Below are 13,744 nucleotides of genomic sequence, written 5' to 3'. Positions count from 1 at the left end.
GTGCCCGAGAACCTGGGACGTCCCCAGCGTCGCGCTCTGACCGAGTGGGCGCTCGAGTCGCTGTACGACCTCGTCTTCACCGGCGAGCTGGCACCCGGCGACGACCTGGGCGAGGAGGAGCTCCGCACCCGGCTCGGCGTCTCGCGCACGACGATCAGTGCTGCACTGCGCCAGCTGGAGGCGGATGGACTCGCCACCGTCGCTGCGGCGAACGGCCGCCGGGTGGTCGCGTCGTTCGACGTGGCCGATGTGGTGGAGCTCTACACGATCCGGGCCGTGCTCGAGGAGTTCGCGGCTCACCACGCCGCGGTCCGGGTCACGGATGAGCAGCTGCGGAGGCTCGGAGAGCTGCAGTCCGAGATGGAGCAGCGATCGGCGACGCACCGGGATCCACATCGGCGCGACTTCGAGGTGGACTTCGACTTCCATCGAGAGATCGCCCGCGCGAGCGGCATGGCGCGGATCGAAGCGTGTCTCTCGCCCCTCTGGAACCAGACGCACGCCGTGCTTCGCCATGCGTACTTCCGCGGTGTCTATGCGGACCGGACGGAGGATGCGGCGGCCTACCACGACCATCGGGAGATCCTGGCAGCGCTGACGGCGCGCGACTCCGACGCCGCGGCGTCCGCCGTGCGGCGTCACCTCGAGGGCCGCCGCGATCAGCTCATCGCGGGGATCCGCCGCGTGACCGAAGGGTGAATGGGAGCTGCCTGTGATGCGAGCCGGTCAGCGATGAACCGGCTCTCCGTCATCGAGAAGGGCAAGGTCCGCTCGCCGTGGCGCTCCTTCCCAGTCGCCGGGATGCAGGCAGGCGAGGGCCCCGGTGCGCACAGCGGTGGTGAGGCGCCCGGGGACGTCCGAGCCGGCGAGGAGCTCCGCCAGGTACCCGGCGACGAACGCGTCCCCCGCACCGACCGTGTCGACGGCCGAGATCGGCACACCGTCGCGGGTGAAGCGCTCGCCGTCGACCAGCGCCGATGCGCCGAGCGCACCGCGCTTGAGGATCACCTCGCGCACCCCAGAGGAGGCGATCGCGCGCATCAGCGTCTCCGCATCCCGGCGGGCGCCGGGCGCGAGCAGCGAGGCCTCGTCCTCACCCGCGAAGACGATGGTCGCGCGCTGCGCGAGGCGCCGGTAGACCGGGGCAGCGTCCGCTGCCGACCACAGTCGCGATCGATGGTTCACATCGAATGAGATCGCGGCACCGGCCGCGGACGCCGCATCGATCGCGGCGTCGACTGCAGCGCTCGCCGTGGGCGAGATCGCCGGGGTGATCCCGGTGACGTGCAGGAGCGCCACGCCGCTCCAGTGGATCGGTGACAGATCATCTGGAGAGAGCCGGCTGCCGGCGCTCCCTGCCCGGTAGTAGCTGACGACGGAGCGTCCCGGAATGGGGAACTCCTTGAGCAGGAGTCCGGTCGGGGCCTCCGGATCCACGGCCGCCCTCACGTCGACGCCCTCAGCGCGAAGCTCTCGCAGCACCCGGCGTCCGATGCCGTCGTCGCCCACCCGTCCGACCCAGGTGACCGCGGTGCCCAAGCGGGCGAGGCCGATCGCCACATTCAGCTCGGCGCCCCCCGTGCCGACGTCGAGCGCCGACGCCGTGGCAACGGACCCGACGCTGCCTGTCCGCAGTACGCCCAGCCCCTCCCCGAGGGTGAGTACGCGTCCGGTGCCGGTCATCGCGGATCGCGGGCCAGCGCGGCTGAGCGGCGGGCGGCGCCCTCGATGGCTGAGAGATCCCGCGCTGCGATCGCATCCCGCGAAGCCATCCAGCTTCCGCTCACCGCGAACACGGCGGCGCTTCTCAGATAGTCGGGTGCGTTCGCCTCGGTTACACCGCCACTGGGCAGAAAGCGCACGGTAGGGAACGGCCCGGCGAGGGCGGTGATGGCGGCGAGGCCCCCGCTCGCCTCCGCCGGGAAGAACTTGAGGCGGTCGAGACCGAGCGTCAGGGCTCGCTGCACCTCGGTCGCGGTGACCACCCCGGGGAGAACGGCCACGCCGAGGTCGCGCGCCCGGACGACCACCCGCTCGTCGAGACCGGGGCTGACGATGAACCGGGCCCCTGCGGCGACCGTCGCGTCCACCTGATCCGGGGTCAGCACCGTGCCTGCACCCACCAGGAAGCCCGGTACCCGAGACGCCGCCGCGATCGCCGGGATGGCGGCTTCCGTGCGCAGTGCGATCTCGGCGCATCGGATGCCGCCGGCGAGGAGGGCTGACGCCGTGGCGGAAGCGGGTTCCGCGTCGTCGAGGACGAGAAGGGGCAGGATGCGGACCGTGTCGAGCGCATCGAACACGGCCGCGCCGTCTCGAATCGGATGCTCAGGCATGGGTGGCGCTGGTCCCTCCCATGACGTTGAGCACGAGCACGCCGGCCACGATGAGGCCGATGCCGAGGAGCTTGGGGAACGTGAGGCTCTCGCCGAGGAACACGATGCCGATGGTGACGATGGCGGCGGTGCCCACTCCGGACCAGATCGCGTAGACGAGACCGATCTCGAGCTCGCGAACCGCCTGCGCCAGCATGTAGAACGACACCCCGTACCCCGACAGGACGGCCACGGTCCACCAGAGGTGCTTGAAGCCGTCGGTGAGTCCGATGAGGCTCGTCGCCGCGACCTCGAACGCGATCGCTGCGCTCAGGAATACCCAAGCCATGAAGCGTCACCCCTTCTCTGCTCGCTCCGGGCGCTCCGCGGCCAGGGCTGGATGAGAGAGGCTGCGCCTATCTCTCGGCGGCTGAGTTCCGGGCAGGCTCGGCGGCGTCGCCATCGTTGAGCGTGTTCACCTCGGTCCGCAGGATGCGCATCGACTGCCCCACGCTGCGGGCGAGTGCCGGAAGCTTCGGCGCACCGAAGAGCAGGAGAACAATGGCGAGAAGGATGAGCATGTGCCATCCGCTCAGGTTTGCGAACATGCGGGTACGTCCTTGTCCTGTCGAGTCGCATTCAGGAGTCCACGGTACCAAAATAATCGTACGACAGTGCGAATAATTCCGTAGAATCTCGCCATGGGCGGACTGACCATGGAGAAGCTCTTCGTGATCGCGGTGATCGCGGTCTTCCTGGTCGGTCCCGAGCGCGTGCCCCATTACGCCTACCAGCTCGGCCGTCTCACCAAGCAGGCGAAGAGCTTCGTCGGTCAGGCGAAGGCTCGTGCCGCGGAAGAACTGGGCCCGGACTTCGACGTGGACTGGAAGCAGCTGGACCCGCGTCAGTACGATCCCCGGCGCATCATCCGGGAGGCATTGACGGATGACCCCGCTGCCGCGCAGGAGCCCGGGCGGCCGGCGACGGCGGCAGACGAGTTCGACCCGCTGCCGGTCCCGAAGCCTCCCTCTTCGAAGACCGGCGGCCTCGCCCTCGGCGGAGGCTTCAGCCGCCCGGCCCGAAAGCCGAATGCCCCGTGACCTCGGCGCGCCCGGTGGCGGACTCCGTCCGCGCAGCCCCGATCAGGTCTTCGGAGTGAGTCGGAAGCGCCGGGTCATGCAGCTGGGCACCGGTCCACCGCGACGGCAGGGCCGTCATCGGTCACAGCCGCCGTCCTTCTCCGGCCGGGAATGCGGCTTCGAGAGTTCACTCGTGCCCTTCCAGGCATACGGATCGGTGCCGGCCACGAGCACGATGTCCCGGAAGTCGTATTCGCCGAAGTGCGCGCCGGACGCCTCCCTCCAGGGCAGGAGCGACTCCGCGCTCATGTAGTGGTTTACCAGCGCGCGCCGGTAGCCGTGCTTGCCGGAATTCTGGAGCGAGCGGTGCAGCAGGTAGCCGTTGAAGATCAGGGCACTGCCCGCCGGGATCTCAACGGGAACCGCGTCGGACTCGGTGTACGGGAAGTCGTACGCCTCATTCGTGCAGTCGAAGCGAGGATCGTCCTGCTCGCGGTCCGGGTACAGCACGCCCCGCTCGTGCGAGCCGGGGATCACCCAGAGGCAGCCGTTCTCGATGGTCGCATCATCGAGCGCGATCCACGCCGCGGTGAGCGACCGGTCCCGGGTCGGGATGAAGTGCTCGTCCTGGTGCCATGCCTGTCCGGGCTTCCCCTCCGACTTGATGAACAGCATCGACTGCATGGCCTTGACGTTCGGCCCGATCACGGTGGTCAGCACGTCGACGATGCGCCGGTTCCGCATTGCCTCGAGCGCGACCTCCGAGGCCTTGTGCGGGTAGTGGATGCAGAGGTAGCGGCGGAGCAGGTCCGCCTCAGACGCCGTGCCAGGAACACCCGTCGCCGCGACGAGGGAGTCGTTCCTGCAGATCCGGACGGCCTCGCGGTTGAGCCGCTCCACCTCGTCCGGGGTGAAGGCGTCCGGGAGCACGACGAACCCGTCGCGGCGGTACTGCTCGAGGAGCGCGGTGCCCGCCGCGTCCTGTGCCGGACGTGCCCGGCTGGAGGTCATCGTCATCGACGTCATCCCTTCTCGGTGATCGGATGGTGCGCTCCAATTCTCGCGTTCTCGTACGGGCGTACAAATGGCTCATCGCCGCAGTAGCATGTCTGATCATGATGTTCGCGCCCGGCGCCCTGCGGCCGTCGTCCACGGTGAACATCTCCTCGTACTCGCCGGGCGCCCGGTTCGGGCCCAGGCGGATGACGGATTACGAGCTGGTCTGGATGCTGACGGGCTCGGCGCGGTGGACGGTGCGTCGCCCGTCGGCGACGATGGGCGCCGCGGAGGAGCATCTCGCAAGCGTGCGGCTGGAGCCCGGGACGGTTGCGCTCGGGATCCGCGGCACCGACGAACTGTACGAGTGGGACGCCGTGCACGGAGCGTCCCACGCCTGGGTGCACTTCGAAGTCGACCCCGCGGCGGAGCGTGCGATCCTCGACCGTCTGGTTGGCAGCGACGTGCCCCCCGTCCGCGAACTCGCCCGCGCGGAGCCGCTCGGCGCGCTCACGGACTACCTGCTGGCGCTGGCGAGGGCCGGTTCCGATGAGGGCCGCCGGCGCAGCGACGAGATGGTGGCCCTGTTCGTGGACCTTCTCCTGAGCGGGCCCGTTCCGGGTCCCGCTCCGGCGTCGATGTCGCCGCTGATCGCCGCGGCCCTGGATTTCGTCCGGCAGGCCTGGAGGAACGATGGCCATCGCATCCTCTCGCTCGCGGAGATCGCCGAGGCGGCCGGCGTCTCATCGGCGCATCTCTCGCGGGAGTTCAGCAAGAGCTTCGGAGTCGGACTGATCCACGCGCTCGAGCTCGTCCGGCTCGGACGGGCGGCGATCGCCCTGCAGCGCAGCAATCTCAACGTCGAGGAGGTGAGCCGAGAGGCGGGCTTCGTGAGCCCGTTCTACTTCTCCCGGCGCTTCTCTGCGGCGTACGGGCAACCGCCCGGGCGGTACCGCAACCTGAGAGCAGGCGCGGGGGACCCGCTGTCCCCGCTGACCACGGCCGGACTGATGCCGGTCTGGCAGTTGCTCACCCGGTGACGGGGGCGCCGGTCGGGAACAGCGCATGCCTCAATCGGGATGTGGCGCGTCTCCGAAGTCTGGAATCCGAAGACGCTCGCCGCCGCGCAACGCCGACTGATGCGCCACCACTCCGGGCAGCGTGAATCGAGCCGCCACCCACGCATTGACCGGGGGAAGCGTGCCCTCGTTGACGGCCGTGACGAAGTCGTCGACGAGGAAGTGGTGTGAGCCTTCATGGCCGTTGTGCGCCCCCGTGAACTCGACGGGAAGACGCGACGTGTCGTGAATGCGCGCATGCCCGGAGATGAACGAGTCCCTCAAGGCCGGCGAGACGTCGGCGAGCGCCGGGTCGTCTCGATCCATCGACTCACTCGTCGCCAGCAGGTCGCTCACATCCTCGAGATTGTCCTTGTCCTGCCAGACCGAGATGGTCGCGAGCTGCTCGAAGCTTCCCTCCGTGCCGAAGAAGCGGAATCGGCTCTCGCGCAGTCGTGAGGGGTGGCCGACACGGCGCAGCTCGTTGATGCGCATGGCGCCGCCATCAGCCAGCTCGAACAGCGCTATGGCGTTCGAGAAGTCGTTCCCGAACATGCTGATGTCCCGATCGAAGACGCCGTCACCGCGGTCGTCCTTGATGCCGATGCAGCTGACGCTCACGGCATGTGTGGGGACGGCGCCGAGGACACCGCCGATGGAGTGCGTCGGGTACAGCATCGGCGGGTAGCTGGCGGTGCGCTTCCACTCCGGGCCCCCGCTGAATCGGTAGGCGTCGTAGAAGCCGATGTCCATGTCGTGGACGTAGTCACCCTCGCTGTAGAAGACGCGACCGAATCTGCCCGCTGCGAGCTGCTGCCGAGCAAAGACGGTGGCTGGGTTGTAGAAGCTCGTCTCGCCCATCATGTAAATCAGGCCGGTGTCCCGGACCGCTTCGATGATCGCCGCGATCTCCTCTTCGGTGATGGCCATGGGCACCGCCGAATACACGTGCTTGCCGGCGCGAAGCGCCTGGACGACGAGGGGTCCATGAGTCCAGCGCTGCGTGAAGATCGCGACCGCGTCGATGCGTTCATCGGCCAGCATCTTCTCGAAGCTGTCCACAGTGCCGTCGAGCCCGAGTCGTTGCACTTGGGCTTCGGCTCGCTCGCTCAAGAGGTCGGTGACGACGACTCGCGATACGCCGGGGTGCAGATTGAACAGGGTCGCGAAATGGCCGGAGAACTGACCGGCGCCGACGATGCCAATCGAAAACGGCATAGAGGACTTCCTTGTCTCGAGGGATTACAGCGATGGGTGTGAGGCGGGTTGGTCGGCCGGGCGATCCCCGCAGAGGTGCCGGAGGGTCTGTCGCGCGTAGAAGACGCCGGCGGGATCCCCACCGCGGATCCTGATCCCGCTGCCGTCGATCGTGATCCCGTACGCTTCCGCGCCGAGGTCCTCGTCGATCGACGGGTGCATGTTCGACTCCCCGGCGAAGCGGGAGGACCCGGGCAACAGCTCGATCCGTCGTGGCTGCGGGATCAGCGCGGGCGTCGAGGTCGAACTGCGGGCGCGTGGTTCCGGACCGCTCACCGGGGTGTGAGGCGGAAGCGTCGGGTCATGAAGCCGTAGTAGTCGCCCTCGCAGTTGGGCACGGTGTAGTCGCCGGAGTAGATCATCCAGCCGCCGTGTCCGTCCTCGTCGAGCCATTTGCCGGGGACCTGGGGCAGGTACGGGGTGTGGGGGTGCTCCCAGGCGTCGTCGTGATGGATCAGTCCCCATGGGCCCCACGGGGTGGGACCTTCGAAGACGAGCAGCTCGGTGCGCTTCACCCAGGTCTCGAGGGCGACCTCGCGCGGGGTGTTCAGGGTGTGCGGGACGGAGTCGGTGCTGTAGGTGAGAAGAAACCGGTTCAGCGCCGGGACGTAGGTCATCGTCGGGTGGCCGATCCGGCCGGGGTCCCGGAGAATCGGCCGCGCGGCGTGCTCGTCCTTCCCCCAGGCCGGTGTGTCGAGCTGGATCGCGCCTTCACCGGGGGAGGCGAAGAACTCCCAGGCCGAGCGGTCGAGGATGCTGTCCTTCGGGACGCGGGCGAGGAAGATGTGGTCGCCGGTCTCCCAGTTGCCGTCGTTGGACAGGGCGTAGAGGTAGTCGCCGTGCGCTTCGGGGATCTGGGTGGCGCCGGGGCCGAACTGCACGAACGCGAGGCCGGCGAACTTCGGGCCGAGGAAGTACTCGTCCGGGCCGGCGTCGGGCGATGGCACGTTCTGCCAGGTCGCGCCCTCGTCATCGGAGTACATCAGCGCAGCGACCCCGCCATTGGGTGAGATCAGGTCCACGACGCCGAGGGACTCCTCATACCCCGGGACCGCGTCGTCGTAGTCGTAGGCGGCGACGAAGATCCGCGACCCGACGGCGACCGCGCCGTCCACGTAGCGACGGCATCTCGGGTCGTCCGGCCGGATGAGCTCGGGGAACTGGCTGACCAGGCTCACCACGTGATGCGGAGGCGTCCCCTCCACATGCATCAGGTTCGCGAAGTTCCAAGGGCTGCCGAAATTCTGCCCGTCGTCATCGACGGTGAACAGCTCCCCGCTCTCGGTCCAGGCGATCCAGTGCATGTCAGAGTTGGTGCCCTCATAGCGAGAGCTTTCGGTCACCCACTCCAGGCCTGCGAACAGCTCGCTGCGACGGAAACGGGGGTGGAGGGATTCCTTCGACATTCGTCTCCAACCTGTGGATGAGGGGGTTCGACACCGACCTTATAGTACGAGCGTACGACAAGCAATGGATGTCCGGGACCCTGGCGGGTGACCGAACGCGGTCCTCGCAGATCGAGGATCGTCGAGCATCATCTGACGTCGGCGCGCTCCGGAAACAGTCGCCAACGAGTGATGCCGGCGGGGCGCGCCGGTGGTGAAGGCGTCGCCGTCTCGTGCGGGCCGTTATCGGGGTGTGAGGCGGAAGCGCCGGGTCATGAACCCGTAGTACTCGCCTTCGCAGTTGGGGATGACGTAGTCGCCGGAGAAGATCATCCAGCCGCCCTGCCCGTCCTCGTCCAACCACTTGCCGGGGATCTGGGGCAGGTAGGGGGTGTGGGGGTGCTCCCAGGCTTCGTCGTGGTGGATCAGTCCCCATGGGCCCCACGGGGTGGGGCCTTCGAAGAGCAGCAGCTCGGCTGTCTGGTCCCAGGTCTTGAGGGCGACTTCGCGTGGGGTGTTCAGGGTGTGCGGGACGGGGTCGGTGCTGTAGCTGAGCAGGAACCGGTTCAGCGCCGGGACGTAGGTCATCGTCGGGTGGCCGATCCGACCGGGGTCGCGGAGGATGGGGCGGGCGGCGTGCTCGTCCTTGGACCAGATCGGCTCCTCGATCGAGATCGCACCCTCACCGGGGGAGGCGAAGAACTCCCAGGCCGAGCGGTCGAGGATGCTGTCCTTCGGCACCCGGGCGAGGAACACGTGGTCCCCGGTCTCCCAGTTGCCGTCGTTGGACAGCGCGTAGAGGTAGTCGCCGTGCGCTTCCGGGATCTGCGTGGCGCCGGGGCCGAACTGCACGAACGCGAGGCCGGCGAACTTCGGTCCCAGGAAGTACGACTCCGGCCCGTCCTCCGGAGACGGCACGTTCTGCCAGGTCGTCCCCTCGTCGTCCGAATACATCATCGCGGCGACGCCGCTGTTCACGGAGAGGAGCCCGATGACGCTCTCCCGCTCCTCGTAGCCGGGCACCAGGTTGTCGTAGTCGTAGGCCGCGACGTAGATGCGCGACCCCACGGCGACCGCGCCGTCGACGTAACGGCGGCAGCGGTCCCCCTCGGGCCGGACGAGCTCGGGGAATTGGCTGATCAGGCTCACCACATGGTTCGGGGGCGTGCCCTCGACGCGCATCAGGTTCGCGAAGTTCCACGGGCTGCCGAAGTTCTGTCCGTCGTCATCGACGGTGAACAGGTTCCCGTTCTCCGTCCAGGCCACCCAGTGCATGTCCGAGTTCGTGCCCTCGAAGCGAGAGCTCTCGGTCAGCCACTCCAGGCCCGCGAACAGCTCACTGCGGCGGAACCGGGGATGCACGGTCTTGTCGTTAGGCATTCGTGTCCAAACTGCGGTTGACGGCGATTTGAACCCGACCATATAGTACGACCGTACGACAAGGCAACGGAGCATGGAGCCCAGTAGATGACCGATCGCGAGGACGACAAGCCCCCGCAGAAGCGCCGCCGGCGGAGCAGCTACTGGCTCGACGGCGACGACATCAACGGCTTCAACCACCGTGCCTGGCTGAAGCCGAACGGGTTCTCCGACGAGGCCATCCTGGGTCGCCCGGTCATCGGAATCGCGAACACCTGGAGCGAGCTCGTCGGCTGCAACGTGCACTTGCGCGCACTCGCGGACGCGGCCAAGCGGGGCATCCTGCAGGCCGGCGGCGTCCCGCTGGAGTTCCCAGTGCTGTCGCTGTCCGAGACGCTCATGAAGCCGAACGCCATGATGTACCGCCAGCTCGCGGCGATGGACGTCGAGTCGAGCATCCATGCCCACCCGCTCGACGGGGTGGTGCTGCTGGCGAGCTGCGACAAGACGACGCCGGCCGTGCTCATGGGCGCCGCGAGCGCCAACGTGCCCGCGATCCTCGTCACCGGGGGCCCGGCGCTCGTCGGGAACTGGCAGGGGAAGGAAGCGGGCTCCGGCACCGACTTCTGGCGGGTGAGCTATGACGTGCGCGCCGGGAAGGTCAGCAAGGAGGAGTACCGGGACTTCGAGTCGTCGCTCTGCCGCAGCGTCGGCCACTGCATGGAGATGGCCACCGCGATGTCGATGGCCGTCGCCGGCGAGGCGATGGGCATCGCACTCCCCGACAACGCCGCCATCCCGGCCGTCGACTCCCGCCGGCTCGTGCTCGCCGAACGCTCCGGGCGGCGCGCCGTCGAGCTTGCCGAGGCTGGGGTGAAGCCGCGCGACATCATGACGAAGGAGGCGTTCCAGAACGCCATCCGGGTGATCATGGCGATCGGGGGGTCGACGAACACGGTGGTGCACCTGCTCGCCGTCGCAGGCCGGCTCGGCGTGCCGCTGACGCTCGACGACTTCGCTGCCGAGCAGGACATCCCGGTGCTCGCGAACCTCCGCCCGTCCGGCGAGCACCTGCTCGAGCGCTTCTTCTACGCCGGCGGAGTGCAGGCGCTGATGGCGGAGATGGCGCCGCTGCTGAATCGCGACGCGATCACCGTCACCGGCAAGACGGTGGGCGAGAACCTCGAGGGCCGGCGCTCGCTCGACCACGACGTCATCCGCCCGTCTTCGGATCCGATCACGCCGTGCAGCGCCATCGCCGTGCTGAAGGGGAACCTCGCCCCGCACGGCGCGGTCATGAAGCGAAGTGCCGCCGACCCGGAGCTGTTCACCCACTACGGCCCAGCCTTCGTCTTCGAGAACGTCTACGAGCTGAACGAGAAGCTGGACGACCCGGACCTGCCCATCACCTCGGAGCACGTCATCGTGCTGAAGGGCGGCGGCCCCGTCGGAGCGCCGGGCATGCCGGAGTGGGGCCACATCCCCATCCCCGGCAAGCTCGTCGATCAGGGCGTGAAGGACATGATCCGCATCTCTGACTCCCGGATCTCCGGCGGCTCGCACGGCGCGATGATCGTGCACGTCTCCCCGGAAGCCGCGGTCGGCGGTCCCATTGCCGCGGTGCAGACCGGCGATATGGTGCGGATCGATGTCGAGGCGGGCCTGCTCGAGGTGGAGATCAGCGATGAGGAGATGGCGCAGCGCATCGCGGAGCGGCCTCCGGCGAAGCGCCACTACCGCCGCGGGTACGGCGCGATCTACCTCGACCAGGTCGAGCAGGCGCACCGCGGTGCGGACTTCGGCGTCTTGCGGGCGATCGACGGAGAAGAGCCGCCGGACCTCCCGCTCGGCCTCATCGAAGGGTGGGTGCTCGGTGACTGACACGGTGCCATCCGCCCTGCAGAACGCGACGAGCGCGCTCGTCGCCGACGCCCTCGACGCGCTCGGCTTCCGGGAGCAGACCGCGCATTCACGGGTGAAGCCCCTCTTCAAGGGGGCGCGAATAGTCGGTCGGGTGTACCCGGTCTCGGTGATCGAGGACCTCACGGATCCGGCGGAGCCGTACGCGGGTGAGATGGACGCGCTCGCGGCGATGTCGCCCGGCGACGTCGGGGTCTACGCCGTCGATCCGGGCAGCCGGGCCGCGGCCTGGGGAGAGCTGTTCTCGTGCGGTGCCATCGGCCGCGGGGCGGTCGGGGCGGTGGTCGACGGCTGCGTCCGCGACGCGCTGCAGATCGAGGAACTCGGATTCCCGGTGTTCGCCGCGGACACCTCGCCGCTCGACACCAAGGCGCGTGCGCGGGTGAACACGCACGGCGCCCCCATCGAATTCGCAGGCGTACCCGTCGAGAGAGGCGACCTGATCGTCGCCGATGTGGACGGGGTGATCTTCGTTCCGGCCGCGGCCGTGGACGAGGTGGCGGAGCTGGTGTCCAAGAAGAAGCCCCTGGAGCAGGGCGCTCGCGAGGACCTCATCGCCGGAATGCACATTCATGATGTCTGGACGAAGTACGGAGTGTTCTAACCCGAAAATACGCGTCGCCGGAACCGGCGCGAGCACCACCTGAGTTACCTTTCACATCTCAAAGGAGAGAACTGATGGACGAAGCAACGAGAACCGCCTCGGTCTGGGCGGCCATCAACTCGTATGCCGTGGACCGGCGCCGCTTCCTGCAGGTCGCCGGCATCACCGGCGCGGCAGCGACCCTCGCCGCCTGCAGCCCGGGTGGCGGCACGACACCGAACCCCACGAGCACCGGGGGAGGGTCGGGCTCCAACCCCGAGATCCCCGGACCTCCGTGGGAAGGGGGCATCCGAGGCGGCCGCGGCATCGTGCTATGGGAGGACCCCACGCTGACGTACGACCCGCCGCTGGCGTACGGGCAGGGTGACTACTACGGTCTGCAGAACGTCTTCCGTGGGCTCACGTTCTATGGGCCCGAGGCGGAGCCGCAGCTGGACGTGGCCGAGTCGGTCGATCTGTCCGAGGACGGTCTCACCTACACCTTCAAGCTTCGCGAGGGCGTGAACTTCCACAACGGCCGGGCTGTCACCGCGGAGGACTTCAAGTGGACCTTCGAGCGGTCGACTTCGGCGGAGATCGGCTCCTGGGTGCAGGGCTTCCTCGGCTCCGTCGAGGGCCACGCCGAGTTCGTCGAGGGCTCGGCAGACGAGATCACCGGGATCGTCGCAGAAGACGAGCGCACGCTGGTCCTGAAGCTCACGCAGCCCGATGTCACCATTCTCGGCGTGCTGGGGATTCCGCCCTTCTACGTGCTCCCGAAGGAAGAGGTCGAGCGCCTCGGCGACAAGTGGCCCGAGAACCCCGTCGGCTGCGGGCCGTTCAAGCTGAAGTCGTGGGACGCCGGCGCCAGCACCATCGTCTTCGAGCGGAATGAGGACTACATCTGGGCGGAGGAGCTGCCGTACTTCGACGAGGTCGAGTACCGGTGGAACGTCGGCGCTGACATCGCCTACCTCCAGGTGGCGAAGAATGAGGCGGATGCGACGTACGCGGTGCCGGCGTCGGCGATCCCCCGGATCAAGCAGAACGCCGAACAGGCCGAACGGTTCAAGGAGTGGAGCTCCTTCACGCTGACCTACTTCGAGCTGGATATCTCCAAGCCCCCTTTCGACGACATCCGCGTGCGGAAGGCCGTCAACCACGCCTTCAACAAGGAGAAGCTGGTTCCGCTCGGCATCGTGCCCGACGGTCACTTCTACCCCGAGGGCCTGCTCGGGTACAACGAGTCAGCGCCGGTGTACGAGTATGACCCCGATAAGGCCCGTGCCCTCCTCGAGGAGGCCGGCGCGACGGACATCTCGTTCACCCTGCCGGTGTTCGGTGAGGACACCACAACGGCGCAGCTGCTGCAGCAGGATCTGAAGGACGTCGGGATCACGGTCGACATCAAGACACTCAGCGTGAACCCGTATGACATCGGAATGGAGCTGCCCAACCAGTACCGGATGTGGGCCATGGGTTGGGGAATGGGTCTTCCGGACCCGTCGGAGCTGTTCTCCTCCCTCATCCGGACCGGCGCGCCGTCGAACTTCAAGCAGTACTCGAACGAGAAGATCGACGAGCTCGGGAAGGCCGCCGTCTCGGAGGCTGATCGCGACAAGCGCGGGGAGATGTACGCCGAGATCGAGCGGCTCCTGCTCGAGGACGCGCCGTACCTGTTCGTGGGGGTCGACAGTGCCCCGACGTTCATCTCGGAGCAGCTGCAGAACTTCTACTACGAGCCGATCCTGCGGACCTACTGGGACCGCTACTGGAAGACCGGGGCCTAAGC

General features: G+C 68.0%; 16 protein-coding genes. 7 read left to right on the top strand and 9 right to left on the bottom strand.

Annotation, left to right across the window (positions count from 1 at the left end; genetic code table 11):
• Positions 1-699: a GntR family transcriptional regulator gene (locus tag ACFFGH_RS20000; protein ID WP_386671590.1), complete on the top strand. Its 699-nt coding sequence runs from the start codon at positions 1-3 to the stop codon at positions 697-699.
• Between the two features lie 27 nt (positions 700-726).
• On the opposite strand, the gene ACFFGH_RS19995 is transcribed toward ACFFGH_RS20000, so the two are convergent.
• The 4 genes from ACFFGH_RS19995 to tatA all read right to left on the bottom strand — a co-directional run bounded on the left by ACFFGH_RS19995 (position 727) and on the right by tatA (position 2,923).
• A complete protein-coding gene (locus tag ACFFGH_RS19995; protein WP_386671588.1) occupies positions 727-1,683 on the bottom strand; it encodes a sugar kinase in 957 nt (318 codons plus the stop codon).
• Positions 1,680-2,336 (bottom strand): bifunctional 4-hydroxy-2-oxoglutarate aldolase/2-dehydro-3-deoxy-phosphogluconate aldolase, encoded by a 657-nt coding sequence (gene eda / locus ACFFGH_RS19990; RefSeq protein WP_386671586.1) that lies wholly within the window; start codon positions 2,334-2,336, stop codon positions 1,680-1,682. The genes ACFFGH_RS19995 and eda overlap by 4 nt, the downstream gene beginning before the upstream one ends.
• Positions 2,329-2,664, bottom strand: a complete 336-nt coding sequence (locus ACFFGH_RS19985) for a DMT family transporter (RefSeq protein ID WP_386671584.1) — start codon at positions 2,662-2,664, stop codon at positions 2,329-2,331. Before ACFFGH_RS19985 ends, eda begins: the two co-directional genes overlap by 8 nt.
• A gap of 67 nt (positions 2,665-2,731) precedes the next feature.
• Positions 2,732-2,923 carry a twin-arginine translocase TatA/TatE family subunit gene (gene tatA / locus ACFFGH_RS19980; protein WP_386671582.1) on the bottom strand — a complete coding sequence of 64 codons (192 nt, stop codon included), beginning with the start codon at positions 2,921-2,923 and terminating at the stop codon, positions 2,732-2,734.
• A 93-nt stretch (positions 2,924-3,016) separates the two neighbouring features.
• On the opposite strand from tatA, the gene ACFFGH_RS19975 reads away from it, so the two are divergent.
• Positions 3,017-3,415: a twin-arginine translocase TatA/TatE family subunit gene (locus ACFFGH_RS19975; protein ID WP_386671580.1), complete on the top strand. Its 399-nt coding sequence runs from the start codon at positions 3,017-3,019 to the stop codon at positions 3,413-3,415.
• A 114-nt stretch (positions 3,416-3,529) separates the two neighbouring features.
• On the opposite strand, the gene ACFFGH_RS19970 is transcribed toward ACFFGH_RS19975, so the two are convergent.
• A complete protein-coding gene (locus ACFFGH_RS19970) occupies positions 3,530-4,411 on the bottom strand; it encodes a phytanoyl-CoA dioxygenase family protein (protein ID WP_386671578.1) in 882 nt (293 codons plus the stop codon).
• A gap of 98 nt (positions 4,412-4,509) precedes the next feature.
• Here ACFFGH_RS19970 and ACFFGH_RS19965 point away from each other — a divergent pair, with 98 nt between their 5' ends.
• The gene (locus ACFFGH_RS19965) at positions 4,510-5,430 is read left to right on the top strand and encodes a helix-turn-helix transcriptional regulator (protein ID WP_386671576.1); all 921 of its coding nucleotides are present in this window, start codon (positions 4,510-4,512) and stop codon (positions 5,428-5,430) included.
• Positions 5,431-5,460: 30 nt separating this feature from the next.
• On the opposite strand, the gene ACFFGH_RS19960 is transcribed toward ACFFGH_RS19965, so the two are convergent.
• Both ACFFGH_RS19960 and ACFFGH_RS19955 read right to left on the bottom strand, forming a co-directional pair.
• Entirely contained in the window at positions 5,461-6,666 is a 1,206-nt protein-coding gene (locus ACFFGH_RS19960) for a Gfo/Idh/MocA family protein (protein ID WP_386671574.1), read from the bottom strand.
• Between the two features lie 24 nt (positions 6,667-6,690).
• Positions 6,691-6,867 carry a glycoside hydrolase family 20 zincin-like fold domain-containing protein gene (locus ACFFGH_RS19955; protein ID WP_386671572.1) on the bottom strand — a complete coding sequence of 59 codons (177 nt, stop codon included), beginning with the start codon at positions 6,865-6,867 and terminating at the stop codon, positions 6,691-6,693.
• On the opposite strand from ACFFGH_RS19955, the gene ACFFGH_RS19950 reads away from it, so the two are divergent.
• On the top strand, positions 6,866-6,991 hold the full coding sequence (locus ACFFGH_RS19950) for a hypothetical protein (RefSeq protein WP_386671570.1): 126 nt from the start codon (positions 6,866-6,868) through the stop codon (positions 6,989-6,991). The genes ACFFGH_RS19955 and ACFFGH_RS19950 overlap by 2 nt on opposite strands.
• Here ACFFGH_RS19950 and ACFFGH_RS19945 read toward each other — a convergent pair.
• Positions 6,978-8,111, bottom strand: a complete 1,134-nt coding sequence (locus ACFFGH_RS19945) for a DUF4185 domain-containing protein (RefSeq protein ID WP_386671568.1) — start codon at positions 8,109-8,111, stop codon at positions 6,978-6,980. The two genes, ACFFGH_RS19950 and ACFFGH_RS19945, sit on opposite strands and share 14 nt — an antisense overlap.
• A gap of 222 nt (positions 8,112-8,333) precedes the next feature.
• On the bottom strand, positions 8,334-9,470 hold the full coding sequence (locus ACFFGH_RS19940; protein ID WP_386671566.1) for a DUF4185 domain-containing protein: 1,137 nt from the start codon (positions 9,468-9,470) through the stop codon (positions 8,334-8,336).
• An 87-nt stretch (positions 9,471-9,557) separates the two neighbouring features.
• Here ACFFGH_RS19940 and ACFFGH_RS19935 point away from each other — a divergent pair, with 87 nt between their 5' ends.
• The 3 genes from ACFFGH_RS19935 to ACFFGH_RS19925 all read left to right on the top strand — a co-directional run bounded on the left by ACFFGH_RS19935 (position 9,558) and on the right by ACFFGH_RS19925 (position 13,742).
• Positions 9,558-11,330 (top strand): dihydroxy-acid dehydratase, encoded by a 1,773-nt coding sequence (locus ACFFGH_RS19935; protein ID WP_386671564.1) that lies wholly within the window; start codon positions 9,558-9,560, stop codon positions 11,328-11,330.
• Positions 11,323-11,973, top strand: a complete 651-nt coding sequence (locus ACFFGH_RS19930; RefSeq protein WP_386671562.1) for an RraA family protein — start codon at positions 11,323-11,325, stop codon at positions 11,971-11,973. Before ACFFGH_RS19935 ends, ACFFGH_RS19930 begins: the two co-directional genes overlap by 8 nt.
• 74 nt (positions 11,974-12,047) lie before the next feature.
• Positions 12,048-13,742, top strand: coding sequence for an ABC transporter substrate-binding protein (locus tag ACFFGH_RS19925; RefSeq protein ID WP_386671560.1), 1,695 nt, complete (start codon positions 12,048-12,050; stop codon positions 13,740-13,742).
• Positions 13,743-13,744 lie beyond the last annotated feature (2 nt).

This window comes from Lysobacter korlensis (assembly GCF_042434515.1).
Note: the sequence above shows the minus strand (reverse complement) of the source record. Positions and strands in the feature narration are given on the sequence as shown.